The organism is Luteimonas rhizosphaericola (assembly GCF_029888045.1).
GTDB lineage: Bacteria > Pseudomonadota > Gammaproteobacteria > Xanthomonadales > Xanthomonadaceae > Luteimonas > Luteimonas rhizosphaericola.
In genome coordinates this window covers 227,148-251,768 of the sequence record NZ_JARXRN010000028.1, presented here as the reverse complement: position 1 = coordinate 251,768, position 24,621 = coordinate 227,148, and the positions used below count along the sequence as shown (strand labels likewise).

Annotated in this window: 15 protein-coding genes; 5 read left to right on the top strand and 10 right to left on the bottom strand. The window is 71.9% G+C overall.

All coding sequences use genetic code 11. The features are described 5' to 3' along the window. Positions 1-32: 32 nt before the first annotated feature. Positions 33-434 carry a hypothetical protein gene (locus tag QFW80_RS13610; RefSeq protein WP_280602517.1) on the bottom strand — a complete coding sequence of 134 codons (402 nt, stop codon included), beginning with the start codon at positions 432-434 and terminating at the stop codon, positions 33-35. A gap of 261 nt (positions 435-695) precedes the next feature. Between QFW80_RS13610 and QFW80_RS13605 the strand changes: the two genes are divergently transcribed. Beyond that, on the top strand, positions 696-911 hold the full coding sequence (locus QFW80_RS13605) for a hypothetical protein (protein ID WP_280602516.1): 216 nt from the start codon (positions 696-698) through the stop codon (positions 909-911). Positions 912-947: 36 nt separating this feature from the next. Next, a complete protein-coding gene (locus QFW80_RS13600; protein ID WP_280602515.1) occupies positions 948-1,733 on the top strand; it encodes a hypothetical protein in 786 nt (261 codons plus the stop codon). A gap of 129 nt (positions 1,734-1,862) precedes the next feature. On the opposite strand, the gene QFW80_RS13595 is transcribed toward QFW80_RS13600, so the two are convergent. Next, the gene (locus QFW80_RS13595) at positions 1,863-2,720 is read right to left on the bottom strand and encodes an arylamine N-acetyltransferase family protein (protein ID WP_280602514.1); all 858 of its coding nucleotides are present in this window, start codon (positions 2,718-2,720) and stop codon (positions 1,863-1,865) included. A 108-nt stretch (positions 2,721-2,828) separates the two neighbouring features. Then, entirely contained in the window at positions 2,829-3,548 is a 720-nt protein-coding gene (locus QFW80_RS13590; RefSeq protein ID WP_280602513.1) for a hypothetical protein, read from the bottom strand. A gap of 343 nt (positions 3,549-3,891) precedes the next feature. On the opposite strand from QFW80_RS13590, the gene egtB reads away from it, so the two are divergent. Together egtB and egtD are read left to right on the top strand one after the other, a co-directional pair. Next, positions 3,892-5,190, top strand: a complete 1,299-nt coding sequence (egtB, locus tag QFW80_RS13585) for an ergothioneine biosynthesis protein EgtB (protein ID WP_280602512.1) — start codon at positions 3,892-3,894, stop codon at positions 5,188-5,190. After that, the gene (egtD, locus tag QFW80_RS13580; protein WP_280602511.1) at positions 5,187-6,200 is read left to right on the top strand and encodes an L-histidine N(alpha)-methyltransferase; all 1,014 of its coding nucleotides are present in this window, start codon (positions 5,187-5,189) and stop codon (positions 6,198-6,200) included. The genes egtB and egtD overlap by 4 nt, the downstream gene beginning before the upstream one ends. 42 nt (positions 6,201-6,242) lie before the next feature. On the opposite strand, the gene QFW80_RS13575 is transcribed toward egtD, so the two are convergent. The 4 genes from QFW80_RS13575 to QFW80_RS13560 form a co-directional block, all read right to left on the bottom strand. After that, positions 6,243-6,383: a hypothetical protein gene (locus tag QFW80_RS13575; protein WP_280602510.1), complete on the bottom strand. Its 141-nt coding sequence runs from the start codon at positions 6,381-6,383 to the stop codon at positions 6,243-6,245. Continuing rightward, a complete protein-coding gene (locus QFW80_RS13570) occupies positions 6,380-7,504 on the bottom strand; it encodes a PepSY-associated TM helix domain-containing protein (protein WP_280602509.1) in 1,125 nt (374 codons plus the stop codon). Before QFW80_RS13570 ends, QFW80_RS13575 begins: the two co-directional genes overlap by 4 nt. Positions 7,505-7,512: 8 nt before the next feature. Further along, the gene (locus tag QFW80_RS13565; RefSeq protein WP_331488505.1) at positions 7,513-9,666 is read right to left on the bottom strand and encodes a TonB-dependent siderophore receptor; all 2,154 of its coding nucleotides are present in this window, start codon (positions 9,664-9,666) and stop codon (positions 7,513-7,515) included. Positions 9,667-9,973: 307 nt separating this feature from the next. Beyond that, complete coding sequence (locus QFW80_RS13560; RefSeq protein ID WP_280602508.1) at positions 9,974-11,248, bottom strand: sensor domain-containing phosphodiesterase; 1,275 nt, start codon at positions 11,246-11,248, stop codon at positions 9,974-9,976. A 498-nt stretch (positions 11,249-11,746) separates the two neighbouring features. On the opposite strand from QFW80_RS13560, the gene QFW80_RS13555 reads away from it, so the two are divergent. Continuing rightward, entirely contained in the window at positions 11,747-12,955 is a 1,209-nt protein-coding gene (locus tag QFW80_RS13555; protein ID WP_280602507.1) for a serine hydrolase domain-containing protein, read from the top strand. Between the two features lie 123 nt (positions 12,956-13,078). On the opposite strand, the gene QFW80_RS13550 is transcribed toward QFW80_RS13555, so the two are convergent. Genes QFW80_RS13550 through QFW80_RS13540 form a run of 3 tightly spaced genes read right to left on the bottom strand, consistent with a single transcriptional unit; the run spans position 13,079 to position 24,521 of the window. Then, on the bottom strand, positions 13,079-14,734 hold the full coding sequence (locus QFW80_RS13550; protein ID WP_280602506.1) for a CshA/CshB family fibrillar adhesin-related protein: 1,656 nt from the start codon (positions 14,732-14,734) through the stop codon (positions 13,079-13,081). Further along, the gene (locus QFW80_RS13545; RefSeq protein ID WP_280602505.1) at positions 14,734-18,399 is read right to left on the bottom strand and encodes a hypothetical protein; all 3,666 of its coding nucleotides are present in this window, start codon (positions 18,397-18,399) and stop codon (positions 14,734-14,736) included. The genes QFW80_RS13550 and QFW80_RS13545 overlap by 1 nt, the downstream gene beginning before the upstream one ends. A 14-nt stretch (positions 18,400-18,413) precedes the next feature. Further along, positions 18,414-24,521, bottom strand: a complete 6,108-nt coding sequence (locus QFW80_RS13540) for a DUF7927 domain-containing protein (RefSeq protein WP_280602504.1) — start codon at positions 24,519-24,521, stop codon at positions 18,414-18,416. Between the last annotated feature and the right edge of the window lie 100 nt (positions 24,522-24,621).

Here is a 24,621-nt window from a genome sequence, read left to right as displayed (position 1 = left end):
CCCGCGCGCGGCGCGTCCGACGTGCCGCGCGTCTACCCGCCGGCCGTTCCCGGGGAATCGGCGCGCTCGCCGTAGCTGAGCCACAGGCTGGCGCGCTGCGCCTCGGAGAACACCTGCGCCTGCAGGCCCGCGTCGAGCGCAGACAGCACGCAGTACTCGACGGTGTCCAGGCCGCGCGGCTTGACGTGCGCGATCCGCAGCTGGCCGAGCCGGGGGCCGACCTCGTCCACCAGCGCGCGCCACTCGCCCGCGCTGAGCGGCGGCCCCACCAGTTCGTCGACCAGCAGCAGTTCGCGCGCGGGCTGCGCCTGCACCGCATCAGCGATGGCGCGCCAGTAGGCGAGCGTGTTGGCCAGCGTGGTGCGGCCGGTGACCCGTGCATGCAGGCGGGACCCGGATTCCCGTCGCAGCGCGATGTGGACGTCGTCCTGCATTGGCACGCCTCCCGCCGTCCGCGGCGAAGGGTGGAGGGCGTCGGCGGCATCCGTGCACCGTCCTGCGGACGGTCCGACGGATGCCAGGCCCCGACGCCGGCGACCACCGGCCCGCGAACGTCTCCCGCGCCGATCCTACTTCGAACGACGCGGAAAGGGCCGTGAACGGGACACCGGCCGCGCCGGCGCGCCTGCGGTCACGCCCGGATCACTCCGCCTGATCCACGCTGCCGCTCCCCCCGTCACCGTCGGAGACCCGCCATGTCGTTCCTGAAACTCTTCGCCGCCGGCGCGCTCGGCTACGTCGCCTATCGGGCGTGGCAGCGCCACCAGCTCGACCGCGGACACGCGTCGATCGCCGACGACCGGCAGCGCACCGCGCCGCATGGCGATCCGGTGCTGGTGGGCGAATCGCTCGACGTCTCGCCGGCCACGCGCACGGCCTCGCATTCGAGCCGCAGCTTCGGCGAGCCCTGATCTTCCCCTGGACACCCAGCAATTCCCGGAGCCGCCATGCGCCTGCTCGTCGTGCTGACCGCCCTGGCCATGCCGCTCGTGGCCTGGCTGTCGAACACCGGGGCCTTCGGGCCGGACAACGGGACCGTCTCCGACCGCTACCCGACGCTGCTGGTGGCTGCCGGGTATGCGTTCTCGATCTGGGGCCTGATCTTCCTGCTCGACCTCGCCTACGCCGGCTGGCAGGCCACCGGCGCGCGCCGGCGTGATCCGACCCTTGCACGCGTGGCGCCATGGGCGGCGGCAGGCTTCGTCCTGACCACGGTCTGGATGCCGCTGTTCTCCAACGAATGGTTCGTGGCGTGCCTGCTGGTGATCTTCGGCGCCATGGCCTGCCTGGTGCGCTGCGCGTTGCTGCTGTCGCGCGATGCCGCCCCGGCCACGGGTCAGCGCCTGTGGGCCTGGCTGCCGCTGTCGCTGCACGCCGGCTGGCTGACGCTGGCGGCCTTCCTCAACCTGGCGCAGGTGATCGTGGCCTACGGCTGGCTGCCGGCCGACGACCAGTTGCCCTGGAGCCTGGCCCTGTTCGCGGTCGCCGCGATCGTGCTGCTGGCGCTCAATCACCGGATGCGCGGCAACCTCGCCTACGTGGCGGCCGCGCTGTGGGCCCTGGCGGCGGTGTACGTGAAGCAGTCGGGCCACGATCTTCCGGGTGCCGACACCGCCGCGTGGTTGGCGGTCGCGATCGCCGTGGCGCTGGCGGTGCAGACGGTGTTCCTGCTGCGCACCGCACGGCGACCGTCCATGCCGACGCGAGCGGGTTCGACGATCGACTCCCGCTGATCCGCGCGGCACGGGCTGCGCCGCGGCCGTGCGCGGCGGCGTCGCGCTCCGTCGCGGAAATCCCATCGCGTCGCCGTGCGTGCGCGTGGGTGCGTGACTGCGGCGCCGCGCGGGAACACTACGAAGATCTCACGCTCGACCAGGCGCGGGACCCAAGCCTGCCTGGATCGCCGCATCCCGCTCGAGCCGTGCCTGCAGTGCCTCGCGCAGCGCATGACCTGCGGGCGGGCGCAGGCCGAATTCGTCGCGCAGCACCTGCAGCACGGCGTCCGCGTCGTCCAGCCCGCGGCGTTCGCTGGGCTGGCCCAGGCGGTGGATGGCGAAACTGCCGTTGCGCAGGGCCTTGCGCTGCCCCGGCGCCGTGCGGGCGACGCGCAGTTCACCGAGGAAGGGCGAGCCCGGATGGGTGGAGACGTACCAGCTGCCCATCTCCAGGTCGATGTCGAGCTGGCGCTGCAGGTCGAAGGTGTAGAGGTCGCGCCAGGCGTCGCGCACCTGTGCCTGCAGCAGGTAGCCGGCGTCGCGTTCGCGCACCCGGTACGGCTCGTGCGGGGTCGCCTGCGCGGCCGAAATGTCGAGCCGCAGCGGCGCGGTCGGGACCATGCCGCCGAAGCCGACGTCGGCGATCCAGGACGCGCCGTCGATCGCCACGTGCAGCAGCAGGTGGGTCCGCGCCAGCGGCGCCTCGCCCTCGATCACCCGCGCGGCCAGCGCATGGGCATCGAACCCCAGGTGCTGGAGCAGCGCCAGGAACAGCCGGTTGAGCTCGAAGCAGTAGCCGCCGCGGCCGTCGTGCAGCAGCTTGCGCTCCAGTGCCGGCAGGTCCACCGGCACCGGCCGGCGCAGCAGGGTGTCGATGGTCTCGAACGCGAAGCTGGACGTGTGCGCCAGCTGCAGCGCGCGCAGCGTCTGCAGCGTGGGCGGCGGCGGTGCGTCGAATCCGAGGCGGGCGAGGTAGCGGGCGGGATCCTGCAGCGAGTCGGGCATGGCGGGCGAAGACGTCGGGAGGGAACGCCATGCTCCTTCCTCGACCTTGGTCGAGGTCAAGCCTGCGCAAGGACCTCGTTCCGCGGGGCGGCGCCCGGGCTCAGCCCCTCAGGGCCCGCACTGCCACTGGCCCTCGAAGGTCCGGCTGGCGCCATCGGCGCGCAGGTAGGTGAGCGTGGCCCGCCGCGGCGGGGATTCGCCGCCGCCGCTGGCCTCACCGGTCAGCGCGATGCGCACGGTCTTGCCCTGGCCGCTGAAGGTCGGGTCCTCGAGCATGCCGTCGAAGCCGCCCGGCGCGCGCACCGGCTCCACGTAGCCGGCGACCTTGACCACGCCCTGCGCCGGCTCGTCCGAGGCGACCACGCCCATGGCGAGCAGCAGGGGCGCCTGTCCGCCGTCCGCAACGAAACTGCAGGCCAGTTCGCCACCGAGCGCGGCCTGCTCGATGTCCGCCGCGCCCAGCGGGTCGAGCCGGATGTCGGACCCGTCGCCGCCGATGGTTCCGTGCGCGCCAGTCGCCGGTGGGCTGCCGGGGGCGGTCGCCTGCCCGGTGGGCGCGTCACCCTCGGGCGCCGGCGCCGGGCCCGCCTGCGCATCCTGCGGCGGCGCGGCTGTGTCGGCGGCGGCTTCCGGTGCGGCCGCCGGTTGCGCGGCGTCCGGCGTGGGCGAACATCCGGCCAGCAGCGCACCTGCGAGCAGCAGGCCGACCGCGGGCAGCGCACGGGGTCGCGCACGGCGTGCCGGCAGGTCCGGCGCGCCGCGGTCAACGGCAGCGCCGCCGCGGGCGGCAGTCAGGGGGACGAGGCGGTTCGCGGGCAGGTGGGGCATGTACGGTCTTCCGGGTGGAGATGCGCCGCACGCTGGCATCGCGGAAGTGAAGCGTCCGCGAACGCTCCAGGCATCGACGACGCGTTGCAGCACCGACCCGCGCGCATGCGCGGGCGCTGTCCGCCGTCGCGCCCGGCGTGAAGCGGCCTCCCGGCGCTCGCGTGCACGGGCCCGCGCGCCTGGCATGTCCGCACCCGGCCTTCATCGCACGTAACACCCCGTATGTTCCACTGCCGTCGCAGGCGGGTGGCGCGATCCAGGAGGGTTCGCGGGCAGCACAGGGCGTGCGATCCGGCGACCCGCCCGCGTTTCCACGCCCGGGCCCTGCCGAGGAGTAGACCCCATGGACCACGATGCGGTCGCACGCCGCGGCTTCAGCGACCCCCACGATGCCGCGGCGGGCGCGGAGCCGCACGGCCTGGTCGAGCGCTTCCACGCCGTGCGCCGGCAGACGCTGGCGCTGGCCGCGCCGCTGTCGGCCGAGGATGCCGCGGTCCAGAGCATGCCCGACGCCAGTCCAGTGAAATGGCACCTGGCGCATACCACCTGGTTCTTCGACCGCTTCGTGCTGCAGCCACTGGCCGGCGCGCGCTCGCCGCATCCGGAGTGGGACGCGCTGTTCAACAGCTACTACGAGAGCGTCGGCCCCCGGCATCCGCGTCCGCAGCGCGGCCTGCTCACGCGCCCGTCGCTGGACGAGGTACTCGGCTACCGCGCCGCGATCGACGCGCGCCTGGGCGACGCGCTCGCGCGCGGCACGTTCGATCGCGACGGCCTGCGCATCGTCGAGCTGGGCCTGCAGCACGAACAGCAGCACCAGGAACTGATCCTCACCGATCTCAAGCATGCGTTCTCGCTCAACCCGCTGCTGCCGGCCTACCATGTGCACGCGCCGCCGCGGTCGCTGGCCGGGCCGCTGGAGTGGATCGGGTTCGACGAGGCGGTGGTCGAAATCGGCGCACCCGTGTGGCCGGCGCACGACGCGTTCGCGTTCGACCTGGAAAGCCCGCGCCACCGGGTGCTGACGGGGGCGTTCGCGCTCGCCTCGCGGCCGGTGACCGCCGGCGAGTACCGCCAGTTCATCGCCGACGGCGGCTACCGCACGCACGCGCACTGGCTGTCGGAAGGCTGGGCCTGGGTCCAGGCCGGGCAGCGGGCGCGGCCGCTCCACTGGATCGACGACGCGCACCACTTCACCCTCGCCGGCGCGCAGCCGATCGATCCCGACGCGCCCGTGGTGCACCTGAGCTACTACGAGGCCGATGCCTACGCGCGCTGGGCCGGCGCGCGCCTGCCGACCGAGTTCGAGTGGGAGCGCGCCGCCGCCGGCCAGCCGGTGCGCGGCAACTTCGCCGATGCCGGCCACCTGCATCCGCGCGGCAGCGACGGCACCGGCCTGCGCCAGCTGTTCGGCGATGTCTGGGAGTGGACGTCCAGCGCCTACGGCGCCTATCCCGGCTTCCGCCCCATGCCCGGCGCGCTGGGCGAATACAACGGCAAGTTCATGTGCAGCCAGCAGGTGCTGCGTGGCGGCAGCTGCGCCACACCGGCCAGCCATGTGCGTGCCACCTACCGCAACTTCTTTCCGCCCTCCGCGCAGTGGCAGTTCGCCGGCCTGCGCCTGGCCAAGGACCCCGCATGACTCCGGCTTCCGGCTCCTGTTCCGCCCAGCATCCGCCCGCAGACGGCTGGACCGTGCTCGACCTCGCCCCGCCCGCGGCGGACCTGCGCGCCGACGCGCGTGCCGGCCTGCGCGCGAATCCGAAGCGGCTGTCGTCGAAATACTTCTACGACGCGCGCGGCTCGCGCCTGTTCGAAGCCATCACCCGGCAGCCGGAGTACTACCTCACGCGCGTGGAGACCGCGCTGCTGGAGGCGGTGGCGCCGCGGATCGCGCAGCGCGTGGGGCCGAACGTGCACGTGGTGGAACTGGGCACCGGCAGCGGCATCAAGACCCGCCAGCTGCTGGACGCGCTCGACGATCCAGTGGCCTACACGTCGGTGGAGATTTCGATGGCGGCGCTGCTCGACAGCACGCGCGCGGTCGCCGACCAGTTCCCGCACCTGCAGCTGCTGCCGGTGTGCGCCGACTTCACCCGCCCGGTGCCCCTGCCGCCGGCGCAGCGCGCGGCGCGGCGCACGCTGGTGTTCTTCCCCGGCTCCACGCTCGGCAACTTCGACGACGACGACGCGCTCGAACTGCTGCGCTCGATCCGCGAGACGATGGGGCCGGATGGCCTGGCCCTGCTCGGCTTCGACCTGGTCAAGCCGGTCGAGCGCCTGGAGGCGGCGTACAACGACGCCGCCGGGGTCACCGCCGAGTTCACGCTCAACCTGCTCGCGCGCCTGAACCGCGAGGCCGAGGGCCGCTTCGACCTCAACCGGTTCGCGCACCACGCGGCCTATTCGGTCGAACGCGAGCGCATCGAGACCGCGATCGTGAGCCGGGAGGCGCAGACGGTGCAGGTGGCCGGCGAGGCCATCGACTTCGCGGCCGGCGAGCGCATCGAAGTGGAGATCAGCCGCAAGTACACCGGGGCCAGCATCCGCACGATCGCCGCGCAGGCGGGCCTGGCGGTCGACGAGACCTGGACCGACGATGCGCGCGACTTCGCGCTGGTGCTGCTGCGCGCCGCCGACGGCGCCAGCTGAGTCTCGGGGCGCCTCGGTCGTTACGCACGCGGTATGCACCTGCTAGCGCATGACCTCCAGCGGAATCAGCGCCAGCCACACCAGCGCCAGCGCGACCCACAGCCAGCGCCAGGCGCCCATGCCCTGCCAGGCGCGCCGCCAGGGGCCGGGGCCGTCGTCCCGATCGTCGCCGCGCCGGCTCACCGTCGCCGCCTGCGCAGGGCCGAGCGCGCCGCGTCGCTGACGCGCAGGCCGTAGAGGTAGACGCCGGTGAAGCTGAGCGCGGTCATCGCGGCGCCAAACAGGAACCACAGCAGGCGCACCGGCCAACCGCCGAAGCTTCCGAAATGCAGCGGATCGGCCATCTCCGCGATGCGCTGGTGCACGCCCATCTCGCGTCCATCGCGCTGGTCGATGAGGGTGCCGGTGCGCAGGTCGAAGCCGGCGGCGTTGGCGCGGTCGCGCACCAGCCAGGCCTCGGCCTGGCCGTCGAGCAGCAGGCCCTGCCCGCCTTCGGTGGGCTGTGCGCCGCGCACTTCGAGCGCCGGCCAGCGCGCGCGCAGCGCATCGACTGCGCGGTCGATCGCCTGAGGATCGGCCGCGGCCGGCCCATCGCCCTCCGGTAGCGCGATCCGCGCCGGCACCGGCGCCTTGCCGCCGAGCGATTCCACCAGGTACCAGCCGCCGGTCAGGGCGATCAGGGCGATGAACCACAGGCTCCACACGCCCAGCAGCCGGTGCAAATCGCCCCACAGCCGGCGCGGCCGATCCGCCCGCGGCCAGCTGAAGAAACCGCGCCACCAGCGCTTGTAGATGTACAGGCTGCTCACCAGCGTCACCAGCAGCGGCAGCGACAGCGCCGCCACCAGCGGCACGCCGTACTTCACCGGGATCATCAGGTGCCGGTGCGTGTTGCGCAGGAAGCGGTGGGCGGTGAACCAGTGGGTGTCGCCGGTCACCACGCCGCGATAGGGATCGACCCACACGAAGCGGCGGCTGCCGTCGGGCAGGCGCATCTGCGCCATCGCGGCGAAGCGCGAGGCGTGCGGCGCGCTCAGGCCTTCGAGCGTCCAGTCCGGATGCGCCGACTGCGCGGCGGCGACCATCGTGCCCCAGCTCGCCCGCTCGGGGCCCGGCGTCACCCGCACCTCTTCGTGCAGCAGCCAGTCGATCTCGTGCGCGAACACCGCCAGCGTGCCGGTCAGGCACACGAAGCCCATGAACAGGCACAGCTTCAGGCCGACCCAGCTGTGCAGGTCGAACCACAGCCGCCGCCCGGGGCTGCGTGCAACCGGGGCGGCGGTGGCCTGTGTGGGCGCGTGCACGGCGGCGCTCAGAAGCTGCGCGACGCCTGCAGGTAGAGCCGCCGCGGCTCACCCGGGAAGTGGCCGCTGCGCTCGATGAAGCCGCTGGCCGCGTACACCTTGTCGAACAGGTTCTTGACGTTGGCCTGGAACTTCCAGTCGCGCCAGGCCGTCTGCCAGCTCAGGTCGAAAATGGTGTACGGCTTGACCCGTTGGCCGTCGAGGCTGATGCGGTCGTCGGTGTAGTCGAGCCCGAAGCCGACCGCGGACGACAGCTGCGGCAGGTCGTAGCGCGTCCACAGCCCGAGCTTGTTGCGCGGCGCGTTGGCGAAGCGGTCGCCGGAGGAATTGGTGATGCCGTTGCTGCCGGCATCGATCACGCGCGCATCGTTGTAGGCATAGGCCACGTTGAGCACCCAGCGGTCGGTTAGGTCGGCCAGCACGTCGATCTCCAGCCCCTCGCTGCGCACCAGCCCGAGCGCGCCGAGCTGGTTCACGCCGTCGACCACCTCGCCGGTGGCCTGCACGATGTTGCTGCGTTCGATCCGGTAGAGCGCGGTGTTGAGCGTCACGCCGCCACCGAGCAGGGTCTTCAGGCCCACTTCCCACTGCCGGCTCTGCTCGGGGTCGAACGGGCCGCCGGCGGCGGGATCCTGGCTGCCGGTGGCCTGCGGCACGAACCCGCTGGCTACGCTCGCATAGGCATTGAGCCCCTCGCGCAGCACGAACGTGCTGCCCAGGCGCCAACTGAGGTCGTGGCCGTCGACGCGGCTGCCGGATACGCGATCCTCGTCCTCGAAACCGTCCCAGCGCAGGCCGGCCAGCAGATGCCAGCGCGGCGTGAGCGTCACCTCGTCCTGCACGTAGCCGCCGTAGCGGATCCCGCGGGTGCGGGTGCCGCGCCAAGGCAGCGCGTCGAGGCCGTAGTCGTAGTGCGAGGTCAGCCCGTACACCGGATCGAACAGGCCGATGCCGGGCACCAGGCCGGGATTGGACGCCAGGTCGATGCTGTTGGCGGTCTGCGCGGTGAAATCCGAGTCGCCACGGTAGTAGTCGGCGCCGAACAGCAGCTTGTGCGCGAGGGCGCCGGTCGCGAAGCGCCAGACCGCGTTGCCGTTCACCGCCACCGCCTCGTTGTCGCGGATCTGGTTGCGAAGCTGGCGCGTCATCCATTCGCGCACGCCGTCGCCGTCGCGGTCCACCAGCCCCATCGGCTCGTGGTAGATCTGGTGCTCGGTGTTCTCGAACCAGCGCGCGGCGAAGTCCAGGTCCCACGCCTCCGATGGCGAGACGCGGTACTGCGCCAGCAGCACGCGCGCGTCCATGTCGAGGAAGTCGGTGGCCTCGTTGTGGTTCCAGCGGCGGTCGGTGAGCAGCACGCCGTCGTCGTTCGCGGGCACGCCGCGCAGGCGGTTGCCGCCGAGGGTCTGGGTGATGTCGGTGGCCTGCAGCACCAGCTCGCCGCTGCGGCCGATGTCGATCGCGATCGAGGCATCGCCGATCAGGCTCTGGCTGTCGGCGTTCCAGCGCACGCCTTCCTCGCCGTCGCCGTACACGCCCACCCGATAGCGCACGCTGCCCGAGGCGTTCGCCGGGCCGGTGGCCTCGACCGAGCCGGCCGCGAAGTCGAAGTTGCCCAGCTGGACTTCCGCCCGCCGCTGCGCCAGCGCCTGCGGCTTGCGGGTGACGTAGTTGATCACCCCGCCGGCATCGCCCCCGCCGTACAGCGCGCCTGCCGGGCCCTTGAGCACCTCGACCCGCTCGATGTTGAACAGCTGCGGCACCGAAAAGCCGGCGTAGGGATCGCCGCGCAGGCCGTCGTAGAGCACGTTCTCCTGGCGGAAGCCGCGCAGGGTGACGCCGGCGTAGCTGAAATAGCTGATGCCGCTGATGCTGCGGTACAGGTCGGTCACCTGGCGCGCGGCCTGGTCGTCGATCAGGTCCCGCGTGAGCACCTGCACCGACTGCGGCACCAGCGCCAGCGGCGTGTCGGTGCGGGTGGCGACGGCGGCGTCATCGGCCTGGTAGAGGGTCTGCGCCCGGCCCACCACCCGGATCGAGTCCAGGTCGGTCACGGCCGAGGCCGCCGCCGGGTCGGGGGCAACTTCTTGCGCCCGGACAGCGGGGAGTGCCATCGCCAGCCCGGCGGCCAGCGCCGAAGCTCGAAACCACGTCACGCACATGCCAACCCTTCCTCTGAATGCGAATTGTTCGTATTCAGTTTAACGAGTTCTCGACAGGAGCGCCATGGCGGACCCGTCAGGGAAACGACGAACGCGCTCACGCGCCCCATCGGCAGATCGTCGTCTGCACCCGGTGGTCCTTCCGCGGGTCTCAGGCGGGACGGGGCGCGGACCCTGCGCCATGGATCGGCAACGAAGCGCGCAGCCGCGCGCCGGGCTTCGCATGTGCCCGTGCGCCTCTGCAGCTGTGGACGGATCGCCGCCCCGCCCACATGCGCGCTCCGGCGGTCGGCGGCCGGAACCTCCCCTACTCGAGGATCGGCCGCCCGAGGTAGTAGCCCTGCCCGTACGGCACGCCCAGCTGCTGCAGCGTCGCCAGTTCCTCGGCCGTCTCGATGCCTTCGGCCACCAGGGCCGCATCGGTGCCGCCGGCGAACGTGCACAGGGCCGCCACCAGCGCCTGCACCCGCGGCCGGCGGTCGACGCCGCGCACCAGGCTCAGGTCGAGCTTGATGATGTCCGGCGCCAGCGTGAGCACGTGGCGCAGGCTGCAGAAGCCGGCGCCGGCATCGTCGATGGCGATGCGCACGCCGCGCTCCTGGTAGGCCAGCAGACGCTGCGCCAGGCCGGCGTAATCCTCGACCGGCGTGTGTTCGGTGATCTCCAGCACGAGGCGACGCGGGTCCACCGCTTCGAGCGCCTGCGCCAGCGCATCGCCGCACGCGGTGCCGGGCGAGACGTTGACCGCGAGATAGACATCGCCGGGCAGCGTCTCGAGTCCCGCCAGCGCGGCATGCACCGCGGCCAGTTCGAGTTCCTCGCTGCGGCCGGCGCGCGCCGCCTGCGCGAACCAGGCGTCGGTGGACCCCCCGTGCCGCTCGGGAAAACGCGCCAGCGCCTCCCAGCCGACGATGGTGCGGTCGGCCAGGCGCATCACCGGCTGCCTTGCGATCCGCAGTGCGCGGGTGGCGAGTACCTCGTCGAGCCGCGATGACAGCGCGTCCGGCGAATCTGGTCCGGCCGGCGCCGCGTCCTCCGCCCGGTCGCCCTGCCGGCACGCCTGCATCGCGTCTTCGGTCGCGCGATGCAGGCTCGCCCCGGCCAACGTGGCCAGATGCTCGATGGTGGTCGCCTCGGCCGCGCCGAACGCCGCGGGCGTTTTCGAAACGATCTTAAGCACGCCCACGTCCTGGTCGCGGTAGCGCAGCGGCACCACCACCATCGCGCGCAGGCCCACGCGGCGGCAGGCGGCGATGTTCACGCGCTCGTCCTGCTCGCTGTCCACGCAGTGCAGGGTGGCTCCACGCTCCATGCACAGCCCCGACAGGCTGCCGGCCACCGGGATCCGCAGCCCCACCTGCTCGCGTGCCATGCCCGACGCGGACCAGTACACCATGGCGTCGCCGTCGCGGATCTCGAGCACGGCGCCATCGGCGCCGGTCAGGTCCTGCGCGCGCGCGGTGACCGCGGCCAGCACGTCGACCGGGTCGGGTCCGGAGGCGGCGATCTCCGCCTGCGCCTCGACTACCCGCGTGAGCAGCGCCAGCGTCTGCTCGGTGGACAGCTCGTCGCGTCCGGCCACCGGCAATTCCCGGCGATGCCGGGCATCGAGCAATGAACGCCTCGCAGCACTCCTGTGCGGCATCTCTCCCCCTCCTCCAGCCGACCGCGAACAGCCAGCCCCGGACCCGGGAAATTCCCACCCATGGAGCGTCAAGTCAAGGCGCGGCGCGGCGCGTACACACAGGTGCGACGGGCCGGGCGTATGCTCGATCCGAGCGGTCTTCTCGCGGCGGATCCACGCCGTGCCGCCCGCCCCGTCCGCTGGCCTGACGCGCAGGTTGCCCCATGGCACACGTGCATGGACGCGGACGCTCCGGGCGCGCGCAAGCCGGACCCGGCAACCGGATGGAGGTGCCCGATGCTCCCCGCCCCGACCTGCACGCATGCCCTGTGCGTCGCCCTGCTCTGGGCCACCGCCCTGCCGGCAGCCGCCGCGTCCGATGCCACGCCACCCGCCGCCGTTGCGGAGAACGCCCCGCTGACGGCAGAACAATCCGACCCGCGGCGGATAGGGTGGATGCGCGGCGTCCCGCCCCCGCCGGACAAACGCATCACCCAGCCCGACAGCGTCTACTTCAGCTTCCCGAAGCTGCGCTGGTCGGTCTGCCATCTCCGCCAGCTGCTCCCGACCATCGGGATCAGTCGCGGCCTCGGCGCCCCGGTGCCGCTGGCGTACGCGGACGACGCGGAACGGGAACGGCTGCAGCAGGGGATCGACGCACTGACCTTCGAGCCGCTGGACGGGCGCCCGCCGATGACCTGGGCGCAGTCGCTGGCGGCGAACTACACCGACGGCATCCTGGTGCTGCATCGCGACCGCGTGGTCTACGAGCGCTACTCCGGCTGCCTGGCCGAGGACGGCGTGCATGCCGCCATGTCGATGACCAAGTCGCTCACCGGCCTGCTGGCGCAGATCCTGGTGACCGAAGGCGCGCTGGACGAGCACGCGAGGGTGGTCGACATCGTGCCCGAGGCCGCCGGGGGCGCCTACGCCACCGCCACCGTCCGCCAGGTGCTCGACATGACCACGGGCGTCCGCTACTCCGAGGACTACGCCGACCCGGACGCCGACATCTGGAAATATTCCGCCGCCGCCAGCCCGCTGCCCAAGCCCGCGGGCTACGAAGGTCCCGAAGGCTATTTCGAGTATCTCGCCCAGGTGCAGCCCGAGGGCCGCCACGGCGAGGCCTTCCACTACAAGACGGTCGACGCCGACATGGCCGGATGGCTCGTCGCGCGCGCGTCGGGCCGCCCGGTGAACGAACTGGCGTCGGAGCGGCTGTGGCGGCCGATGGGCGCCGAGCAGGATGCCTCCATGACCGTCGACGGCATCGGCACGCCGTTCGCCGGCGGCGGGCTGAGCGCCGGCCTGCGCGACATGGGCCGGCTCGGGCTGCTGATGCTCGACGAGGGGGTGATCGACGGCAGGCGCCTGTTCCCCGCCGGGGTGGTGCGCCGCATCCGCGCCGGCGGCGACCCGGCCCGGTTCGGCACCGCCTATCCGGCGCTGGTGGGCGGCAGCTACACCAGCCTGTGGTGGGTGTATCCGGGCGAACACGAGGTGATCGCCGCGCGCGGCGTGCACGGGCAGACGATCTACGTCGACTTCACCGCGCAGATGGTGATCGTGCGCTTCGCCTCGTTCCCCAAACCGCAGAACACGCTGATCGACCCGACCAGCCTGCCGGCGTTCCAGGCGCTGGCGTCGTACCTGCGGGAACGCTAGGCGCGGGAGGCAATCCGGTGCAGCCCTGCGACGCGCGCGACGGGGCTTCGTGCCGGTGCACCCCGCGCGGCGGCAGCGGTTCGAGACGCCGCCATCCGACGCGCCAACGGCCCGGCATCCCGGTCAGGGATTCGGTTCCGCCACCGTGCACGCGTACTGGAAGACGAGCTGTCCATCCTGCGGCAGTCCGGGAATGCTCACGCCCGCGCCCTGGAGATCGCCCACCGTCGCGGACGCGGGGCACTGCGCGCCACCGCTGGCGGTGCAGGCCACCGCACCCGCGGCCGGACACTCCAGCCCCGCCACCACCGGGTCGGTGACGATCGCACCATCGGCGGGGAATGGGCCCGCGTTCGAGACGGTGACGGTGTACTCGACCGCCTGCCCGGCCACGGCGGTCGTCGGCGCGACGACCTTCTGCAGCGACACGTCCACCGCCAGCGTCAGGTCCAGCACGTGGTCCTCGACCTCGCCGTCGGCTGCCTCGCCGGTGGGCGACTGCAGTTCGGCCGGATCGCTGGCGTAGCGCAGCCGAACGTAGCTGCGCCCGGGCGACACGTCCGCGGGAACCGTCCACGACAGCGCCGCCGTCCCGCCACTGCACGGCGCCTGGGCGCGCTCGTCCGTGTCGAAGAGGCCGTCGCGGTCGAAGTCGATCCAGCCGGCAACCGTGCCGGTGCCCACGCAGGCGATGCCGCGATCGATCGACTGCGCCGCCTGGGTGATGGCGAGGACGTCGCCCGACGGCCAGGCGTCCTCTTCCGCCGGACCGGCGCTGCCGCTGGCGTCGTCGCCGTCGGCCTCCACGCCCGTCGACGCGCCGGGCTCTCCATCCGGCCCGGTGCTGCCGAGAAAACCACTGTCGGGCGGCGCAAGCTGGCCGAGCTGGAAACCGGGCGTGTTGATGTTGCTGGCGCCGGCGCCGGCGACCAGTCCGTCGGGCTCCGCGACCAGGCCGCGCAGCAGGTGCGCAGCGTCGCCGTATCCCGCGGGCGCATCGCCGAAGTCGGCGGCAGGCGCCAGCAGGCCGATGGCGATGGCGGTGTTGCCGCCGCCGAGGATCTCGAACGCCATCGAGATCGATTCGCCCGGCCCGTACGCGGCCTCGTCGAAGGTGAGGAAGGTGACGCCGGCCGGGCTGGTGGTGCCGCTCTGTTCGCCACCGGGGTTGCCGAACCGGATCGACTGCAGCCCGCCGCCCACGTCGTCCTTGCGCGCGTCGTAGCGGTTGCCGTTGCCGGCGTTCACCTCGACCACGTTCCAGGTACCCGCCGCGGTTCCTTCCAGATACTCGGTGGTGGTATTCATCGATTCGGCGTCGGCCATCACCAGGCCGGGAATGCGATAGGGCTGCCCGCCCAGCGTGGCCTGGCACTCGACGGTGAAGCCGTGCGTCCCGCTGCGGCCCATGATGCCGGCGATGAGCTGGTTGGCGCCGCCGGTGCCGCCGATGTTGTACATGTCGTCCAGCGCGTCGCCGGTCCAGTCGCCGGGGCGATAGCTTTCGATCGTCCCGCTGACCGATGACAGGCTGCATTCGAGCACCAGGTCCTGGGTGCCGGTGACCGGAATGGTGGCCGACGTGCTGGCGCCGTTCGCGAGCGGGACGCCGCTGGTGCCGCTGGTGCCGCCGCCCCAGGTCAGCCACAGGATCTCGTTGCGGTACTGGCCGCTGCCGCCGGTGGCGTAGGCGGCGGCGTGCGCCTGCGGCACGGGCGCGGCGATCAGGCCGGAGGCCAGCAGCGCGCCCAAGGCGATGCGGAAGGTCGGGATCTTCATCAGTAGCTGCCCACGAAATTGACGAACCAGCCCTTGTGGTCGTAATCGAACTCGGTCAGGTCGTCGCTGAAATCGGTGAAGTTGTAGCCCGCGCCGATGCGGAAGTTGCGGCCGATGTCGCGGTCGATGCCGGCCATCCAGCCCTGTCGGGTGCCGCCGTCGTCCACGTCCAGCCAGCGGTACTCGGCCATCGCATGCCAGCGGTACAGCAGCTCGTAGCGGACCTGCCCGGCGGCGAAGGTGGTCGCCGAGTCGAACCAGGCGCCGCTGCCGCGGCCGAAGCGCGCCTCGCCCTCGCGGCGCGCGAGCTTGCCCGCGAATTCCCAGCGCTGGTCGTGGCGGTACACGCCTTCCAGCGACAGCACCTGCGTCCTCTGGTCGTACTGCGCGCCGCCCATCTGGCCCAGTGTCGCCAGATCGTAGAGGTAGGTATAGCGACCGAACAGGCCCCAGCGCGTGCTGTTCCAGGGACGGAAGGCGAAGCCGAAGTTGCCTTCGATGAACTTCGCGCTGGCGGCCGGGTCGAGGTCGTCCTGGGTGTCGGCGTAGTTGAAGCGGCCGGCAATGCGCCAGCTCTCGTTGAGCGTGTGGGTCAGGCGATGGGTGCTGACCCACTGGGTGACGCGCTCGGCGCCGGTGTCCTCGCGCCACTCCAGCTTGCTCTGCCAGCTGGTGTCGTTGGAGGTGCGGCCGCCGGCGACGCTGATCGCGCGGCGGTCGACTTCGCCGCCGCTGGCATTGGTCAGCTCCCCGTCGCTCAGGGTGAAACCGACGTTCCAGCCCTGGGCCGGGTAGAAATCCAGGCCGAAGGTGTGCGCCAGCCCGCTCTCGCGGCGGTTCTTCAGGAACTGGCTCTCGTTGAACACGTTGACCTGATTCGACAGCCGCCAGCGCTGGCCCAGCGTCCAGCCGTTGCGCGCGTTGGGGTTGAACAGCGGGTCGTAGTCGCTGCGGTCGGTCGAGTACGTGTAGCTGCCGTAGAAGCTCTGCTGCGCCGAACGCCGCCACTCGCCGTTGACCTGCGCCGCGTCGCCGCGGTCACCGGTGGTGAGTTCGCCGCCGAGGGTGGAGAGATTGGCGAAGTTGTAGCGGCCGCCGAGGGTGAAGGCGTCGTTGTCGGCATAGGCGCCGCTGTCGTCGTCCAGGGTCAGCTGCGCGGTGCCGTACACATCCAGCGCGGTGCCGAAGCGGCGGGTGTAGCGCGCGGCGCCGAGCAGGCCGGCGGCATCGAGCGTGCCGCGCGCCTCCTCGACCCGGCGCAACTCGAACGCGAGCGCGTCCACATCGCCGATCCGCCATTCGGCCCGGGCCTGCGCCTGGGTCAGCACGTCACCGGCACGTTCGGCGCGGCTGTAGCGTGCGTACACGCCCAGGTTCGGGGTGAACTCGCCCAGCACCTCGGCGCCGTATTCCTCGACCTCGGCGCCGGTATCGAAGCGCGAGATCGAGTAGCCGGCATCGACCTGGCGCCACCACGCGCCCGCGCTCCACGGCTGCTGGCTCCAGCCCAGTTCCTGGAAGTTGGCGCGCGCCTCGACCGCGGTGGCCTCGCCTTCGCGCGGACCGGCCGGGTTGAGGCGGGTGAAGCTCAGGCCGCCGTTGTCGGAGAAGAACACCGGCGCGCTGGTGGATTCGGTGCGCGCGTGCTCGAGCTTCAGGTAGGTGCCCTTGCCGGCCTGCAGGGTGACGTCGGCCGAGGTCAGGGTGTAGTCCTCGCCGGCGCGGTTCTCGTCGACGTGGGTCAGGCCGACGCCTATGTGGTCGCCGAACCAGTGCTTGCCGCGCACGCCCGCGGCCACGTCGTCGGCGTCGAAGTCGCTGGGCACCCACTCGTAATCGACGATCAGGCGTTGCTCGAAGCCGTCGAGCGGCGCGTCGCGGGTCAGCGTCGGCAGGTTCTGCTGGGTGATCTGCGCCAGCGGGCGGGTCAGCAGCACGCGGCCCTGCAGCTCGTCGATCTCGTAGTCGGCGCCGCGCAGCAGGTCGACGCGCTGTTCGACGCGGCCGGTGGTGCGATCGCGCACCTCCAGCACCACGCGATCGGAGCCGGGCAGCACGTCGGTGTGCCGCAGGTAGTACAGGCTGCCGCCGGTGCCGATGAACTGGCTGTGGCCGGGCGCGGTCTGCGCCTCGGAGGCGAATGCGCGCAGCTGCGTCACCGGGTCGCCCCAGGCGTTGGCCATGCCCGAGCGCCAGTTCAGCGCGGCGCCGTACAGCGCACGCGAGTACTGGCTGTACTCGGTGCCGGTGAAGCCGGTGGCGAAGTTGCCCCACAGTGCTTCGTTCTTGTCCCAGTCCGCGCGCAGGTAGAAGCGGCCCATGGTGTCGACGTCGCGCCACACGCGGGAATCGTCGCCGTAGGTCGGGTAGTACAGGTCGGGATCCAGGCGCCGGAACACGTCCTGCGGATCGGCCGAGGTGAAGCCGTCGAACAGGTCCTCCAGCGGACGGTTCTGGGTGTCGGCCTGGGCGGTGACGAGATATTTGCCGCCGAGCTTGGCCTTGCCGTAGAACGCCAGGCGGCCGTCGCTGAGGATGTCGTCCTCGCGGCCGGCCATTGCCAGCGACTGGCCGGGCCCGCTGGCGTCGTTCTGGTAGACGGTGACGTCGGCCATGGCCACGCCGAAGAAGTAGCGGCCGCTGACGTCGACGTCGAGCGCATGCGTGATCGGCGCGGCGCCGTCCTGGCCATCGAGGCCGATCTCGAACCGGTGCTGGCCGACGGGCACGAGGTATTCGGCGACGAACTTGCGCTCAAGATCGACCGGATACGACTCGCCATTGATGCGCAGCGAACGGCCTTCCGGCAGGTTGCGACCCTGCACGCGCACGCGCGAGCCGTAGATCGGGATGTTCTGCTGGCGCAGGCCGTTGCCGGAGAATGCGTCCTCGATCAGCTGCTGGGTCAGCGCCTGGTCGCCGCTCAGCGCGGTGCCGAGCGAACGTTCCACGCTCTCGCGCACCTGTCCGCGGGCGCGCTCGACCTCGTCCGGACGCACCAGTTGCAGCTTGCGCGGCGAGGTCTCGTCGAAGTTGCTTTCGCGATCGTAGGCGCGAAGCACGTAGACCAGTTCGTCGCCGGCGCGCAGGCGCAGGTCCGCCGGGAGTTCGCCGTTCCACTCGCTCTGCACGGCAGCCTCGACCGGGAGGTCCAGGCTCGCCACCGGCGACACGAGGTCGCCATCGTTACCGCGGTAGATCCGCAGTTCGTAGCGGTCGACGAAGGCGGTGTAGTTGCTGCGCACGAACAGGCGCACCGGCTCGACGATCCGCCCCGCTTCGAAGGCGACCATCGACGGTGCGGTGATGCTGAGCTCCGGCACCCCCAGGTCGGGATCCTCGGTGGCCCAGATCGCGCCGCCGCCCGGCAACTGCACCGAGAACGTGCCGCGCGCCACCGCGCGGCCCGGCTGGTCGAGCGCGACGGACACGCGGCGGTCCGGCTGCAATGCGGCCGAGGACGACTGTGCGCCGGTACCGGTGGTCACCGGCTGGTCGTAGCTGCGCGTGCGCACGCGAAACACCAGCTCGCCGGCGTCGCTGCTGCAGCCTTCATCGCTGCATTCGATCGCGGCCTTCGCCGGCTCGGCCTGTTGCGCCGAGGCGCTGGCGCTCGTGCCGGCGAGGATGCCGAGCAGTGCCGTGTCGAGCAGTTTCATCTTCATGGTCCGGATCCCCCTTACCTGCGTTCCGTGCCGACGGGGGCCGCCGGATCGCTGCTTGCCTCGACCCGCACCTGCGCGCGGACCTCCGGACTCAACCGCTGCGCGAGCGCCTGCTGCACCGCGCTGGCGCGTCGCAGTCCGAGCGCGGCGTTGTAGGCGTGCGAGCCGCGGACGTCGGTGTGTCCGACGATCGCCACCACGCCGCCGCCAAGCTGCTCGAGCCGCCGTGCGACCGCGTCGAGCAGCTCTTCGAACTCGGGCCGGATCCGCGATTGGTCGGTGTCGAACAGCACCGTGCCCAGCAGCGCGCCACCGGCGTCCACGCCCGCGACCAGGCTGTGCGGGTCCTCGACGCGGGTGCGCAGGACCACGCTCAGCCCGGCCTGTGCCTCGGCGGCCACCCGCGCCTGCAGCGCGTCGCGCACCGCGGCCGCGCGGGCGAAGGCCAGATCCTCGCTGTCGCCGTCGGCGGTGATCACCACCTCGCCGCCGCGATGGCGCTCGACCTGCTCCGCCATCCGCGCGATCGCCGGCAGGTAGGCCGCGCGCACCTCGGCGCTGCCGGGGGCGAAGATCACCTCACCCAGTTCCAGTTCCACCCGACGCTCGCCGCCCGGCAGCACCTGCACCGGCAGCTGCACGCCGAAATCGAAGCGCACCGGCAGGCCGGGCGTCACGCGCCGCACCAGCGGATTGGCGGTGGTGAACGGCGTGCCCGGCGGCAGCGTGGCCGGATCGACCTTGAGGATGAAGTTGCGGCCATGGCCCCAGTCGCCGCCATGCACGTCGGCCAGGTGGTAGCGGCCGTACTGGTCGGTCTCGATCAGCACGCCCTCCACCGATGCGATGCGCACGCCGGGAATGCCGCGCTCGTCGATGCCCGCATTGGAGACGACGTAGGCCACGTCGAATCCGCCTTCCACCGCGGACACCACGCGCTCGACCGTCGGCTCGGCCGCGGTCAGTCCCTTCGCCGCCTCGCCGCTGCGTTCGAGTATGGTGCTGCCGGCGGCGTCCATGCGCAGGGTCACGCCCTGGGCGCTGGTCAGCACGAAATCGCCGGTGAACTCTGCCGAGCGCAGGCGCTGGCGGATCACCACCTGGCGCGCCTCCACCGGATCGGCTTCGGACTGGCGCGCCGCGATCGCGCCCAGGTCGATGCCATGTAGCAGCGGCGCGCTGGCGTCGGCAACCGGCTGCGGGCCATCGCCACGGTCGATCGTGGTCGAACCGGCGACGTAGGCCGCGGGCGCGAAACCACCCTGCACGCGCACGTCGCCCAGGTCCGCGCGATCCTGCCAGCCGTCGCCGTCGCGGTCGTCGAAGACCGTGCCGAACACCAGGCTGTCGTCGAGCAGCGGATCGGCGTCGAGCGCGACCTGCGCGGTCGCGACGTTCGAGATCGGCGTATCCGCCCCGTCGACCGCAACGGCCTCGTTGACATGCGTGCCGGCACGCACGCCGGCGCCGACGCGCAACAGGTAGACGATCGTCGCCTGTCCGCCGGCGTCGATGTCGAGCCCGCCGATGCGCAGCGGATGCCGCCCATCCAAGGTGAAGGCGCCGTCGCGGTCGGTCACCGCCATCGAACCCTCGACGTAGCTGAAGCCGTCGGGCGGGGTGTCGACGAGGGTGGCGCCGGTGACGTTCACCGGACCGATGTTCTCGACCGCCAGGGTGTAGCGGACCAGGTGGCCGATCGCGACGTTGCGCACGGCCACGCTCTTGACGATGCGCAGCAGCGCGTCGTCGGCCAGCTCGTGGCTGGTTTCGCAGACGGTGCATTCGGGCTCGACGTCGGTGGATTCGCCGACCACCACGTTCCCGACGCTGCCGCTGGCGTCCGCCGTGACCGTCGCCGGGTAGGTGAAGGCGTAGTCGCCCGGCACGGTGCCGGTGGGCAGCGTGCAGACCACGGTGGCGCCCTGCGCGGCGCAGCCCGCGGGCAGCGCGCCCAGCGCGAGTCCGGGCCCCGGTGTGTCGACCAGTCGCACGTCCGCGCGCGTGGCGGAGTTCTCGACCGTCGCCGTCAGGGTGTACTCGATGACGTCGCCGACGCCGACTTCCTGGTCCTCGCCGGGCGTCGCCTGCTTGGCGATGACGATCCGCGGTTCGACCAAGGGATGCCGGGTCTCGCAACTGCCGCAGGTCGGCGGCTGGCCATCGGTGCCGGTACCGCCGCTGGCGGCGACCACGTTGCTCACGATGACCGTGGCATCGGCATCCACCGTTGCCGTGTAGGTCAGCGCGTACGTGCCCGGGAGCGTGCCCGCAGGCAGCATGCAGGTCAGCGTGCCGGTACAGGCGAACGCGCCCGCGTCGGTCACTTCACCGAAGCTCAAGCCCTCGCCCAGCGTGTCGACCAGGGTCAGCACCTCGAGCGTTGCCGAGCGTTCGATCGTGGCTTCCAGGGTGTAGGTGATGAGATCGCCCGCACGCACCGGCGTGTCGCTGCCCGGATCGGAAGACTTGGCGACGGTGACCACGGGCCCGATCACTTCGTGTTCGGTCGTGCACGTGGTGCACTCCGGATCCGGGTCACCGCCCGGCGGGTTGCTTGCCGTCACCACGTTGCCCAGCGTGCCGGTGGCATCGGCATCCACCGTCGCGGTGTAGGTCAGCGCGTAGGTGCCCGGCACGGTTCCGGCCGGCAGCGCGCAGGTCAGCGACCCGGTACACGCGAACGCGCCCGCATCGGTCACTTCACCGAAGCCCAGGCCCTCGCCGAGGGTGTCGACCAGCGTCAGCACCTGGGTCGTGGCCGAGTCCGCGATCGTCACCGTCAGCGTGTAGGCCAGGGTGTCGCCGGGGGAGACCTCGCTGCCCGACGCTGGATCGGACGACTTCTCCACCGTGATCGAGGTGGGTTCGACGACGTGCTCGGTGGTGCACGTGGTGCATTCGGGATCGGGATCGGAGCCACCGGGCGGATTGCTCGCGGTGACCACGTTGCGCAGCGTGCCGCTGGCGTCGGCATCCACGGTGGCGGTGTAGCTCAGCGCATAGCTGCCCGGCACCGTGCCCGCGGGCAGGGTGCAGGTCAGCGCGCCCGTGCAGACAAATGCGCCGGCGTCCGTCACTTCGCCAAAGCCGAGGCCCTCGCCCAGTGCATCGACCAGCGTCAGCACTTCGGTCGTGGCCGAGGTGGCGACGGTCACGGTCAGCGTGTAGGTCAGCGTGTCGCCCGGCGACACCTCGGTGCCCGGTGCCGGATCGGATGACTTCACGACCGTGATCGTGGTCGGCTCGACGGGGTGCTCGGTGGAGCAGGTCGTGCATTCGGGATCGGGATCGCCACCCGGCGGCGTCGAGGGCACGACCACGTTGCCGATCGTTCCGGTCGCGCCGGCATCCACCGTCGCCTCGTAAGTGAACATGTGCGTGCCCACCGCGGCGCCGGACGCCAGCACGCAGGTCACCACCTGGCCGACGGCCGAGCAGCCGGCCGGCAGCGCGCCGGACAGCGTCAGCCCGTCGCCCAGCGTGTCGGTGAGCGTGATCGCTTCGGTCGTGTCGGCGTTCACCACCGTCACGCTCAGCGTGTACGCGAGGGTGTCGCCGGGGGCGACCGTCGTCCCCGATGCAGGCATGGAGGTCTTGGCCAACGCCGTCACCGGGGTCAGCGGATGTTCGGTCGTGCACGTCGTGCAGTCGGGATCCGGATCTCCGCCCGGCGGCGTCGAGGGCACCACCACGTTGCCGACCGTTCCGGTCGCATCGCCGTCCACCGTCGCCGCGTAGTCGAACGTATGGGTGCCGACCGCGGCGCCCGCCGCGAGCACGCAGGTCACCACCTGTCCACTCGCCGAACAACCCGCCGGCAGTGCGCCCGAGAGCGTCAGGCCGGCGCCCAGCGTATCGGTCAGCGTGATCGCCTCGGTGGTGGCCGCATTGGCCACGGTCACCGTCAGGGTGTAGGCGATCGTCTGTCCGGCGGCGACCGCCGCGCCACTGGCCGGATTCGAGGTCTTGGCCACCGCCGTCGCCGGCGTCAGCGGATGCCGGGTCTCGCATGTGGTGCAGTCGGGATCCGGATCGCCGCCCGGCGGCGTCGAGGGAACGACGACGTTGCCGACCGATCCTGCGGCATCGGCGTCCACCGTGGCCGAGTACCCGAAGTCGTGCGAACCCACGGCGGCACCCGCGGCCAGCACGCAGGTCACCACCTGTCCGTTGGCCGAGCAGCCGGCCGGCAACGCGCCGGACAGCGTCAGGCCAGTGCCGAGGGTATCGGTGAGCGTGATCGCTTCGGTGGTGGCCGCGTTGGCCACGATCACCGTCAGTGTGTAGTCGAGCACCTGGCCCGGCGCGACGGAGGTGCCCGGGGCCGGATCCGAGGTCTTGGCGACCGTCGTGGACGGCACCAGCGGGTGCTCGGTGTCGCACGTGGCGCAGTCCGGATCCGGATCACCGCCTGGCGGCGTGGTCGCCACCACCACGTTGCCGACCGCGCCGGTCGCATCGGCGTCCACGGTCGCCGCGTAATCGAACGTGTGCGTGCCGACGGCGGCGCTCGCGGCCAGCACGCAGGAGACCACCTGGCCGCTGGCCGAGCAGCCGGCGGGCAGCGTGCCCGACAGCGTCAGGCCGGCGCCCAGCGTGTCGGTAAGGGTGATCGCCTCGGTGGTGGCCGCATTGGCCACGGTCACCGTCAGCGTGTAGCCGATCGTGTCTCCCGCGCCGACGGCGGTGCCGGAGGCCGGGTTCGACTCTTTCACGACCGACGTCGCCGGACCGAGCGGCGTGAGTTCCTCGCAATCGTTGCCGGCGGCCGCGCAGTCGATCGCATCGTTGGGAAAGGTCACCGCATTGGCGATGGCGGTCAGGCCGGCGGGCAACGGCGTGTCGACGGTCGCGCGGAACGCGAGCGTCGCGCTGCCGCCATTGCCCGGGATGTTGATGGCCGAGGTGATCCCGCACGCGGCGCCTGCGGCAGTACCGGCGCAGGTGAAGGCGTCGCCGCCGGCATGGGTGGTGCCCACCGGCACGGTCTCGGCCACGTCGGCCGGCGTGCCGGGGTACAGCGTCGCCGCGGCGCCGCCGGCGTTGCTGATCTCGATGTGCCAGGTCAGCGTGTCGCCCGCCGCCACCGCGCTGCCGTCCACGTACGGCGCGCCGTTGACCTCCGCCAGCGTCTTGACCACCGCCAGCTCGGGTTCGGCCGGCACGGGGAACGCGCACGACGCCAGGTCGCGCGAGCCGCCGGCGGACGTCGGCACCGCGCTGGCGAGTTCCCCCGTGACCGGATCGTAGGCGTGGTAGGCACTGCCGCCGCCGCCCTGGTTGTTGGCCAGGTAGAGCGTGCCGTCGTCGGCGAATGCGACGCCCGCGAAGTCGAAGTTGGGGACCACGCCGCCGATCAGCGGGCGGGTCTGGCGGGTGGCCGCCAGCGTGTCGAAATCGACCCGGTACAGGTCACGGCCGACCAGCAGCCAGCCATCGCCATTGGCGTCGAAGGCCAGATCGCCCGAGGTGTTCGTGCCCTGCGGCGCGAAATCGTAGGTGAGGTTGCCGAGGTTGGCGACGGCATAGCCGAACGCGCCGCTCGGTGTGACCCGCCACACCTGCGGGCTGGCGCCGCCGGTCATCAGATAGCCCACGCCATCGGGCGCCATGCCGCCGCGCGGGAAGTTGCCGGTGACCCCCGTGGCGGCCGCATACCAGCCACCGTTGTCGGCGTCGTAGGCCCACAGCGCCGCGCCGGTGTCGGTGTGGAACAGCAGGCGGTCGCGCGCCGCGTCGATCATCAGCGCGTTGACGTCGCCGCCCACCGACGGCAGCGCGAGTTCGGGCACGGCCGCGTCGCTGCCCGCACCGGGCTCGTAGCGCGCGATCGCGACGCCGTTGACGATGCTGTAGATCGCGTTGGAGCTCGCGCTGCCGCCTGGCGCGGCGCAGAAGCTGTATTCGGCGGCGCTGGAAATCGTGACGGTCGCGCTGTCGGTGTTGTCGGCAGGGTTGCCGTCTTCGGTGCCCGGCGGCGCGGCCACCGTGGCGACGTTGGTCACCTGGGCCGATTGCGCGTGCAGCGGCGCGCCCCACAGCCCCGCTGCCCCCGCGAACACCGCCAGCACGACGCCCGCGACCGTCGCCCGGGCCTGCCCCAATCCGATTGATGACACCTGCAACCCCCTGGAAACGTCCGCGACGCGCTGCGCACGTGTGCGCGGCCGCCGCCCACCACCGTGCGCGTGACAACCAGGGGCGATGCACTCCGTTGCC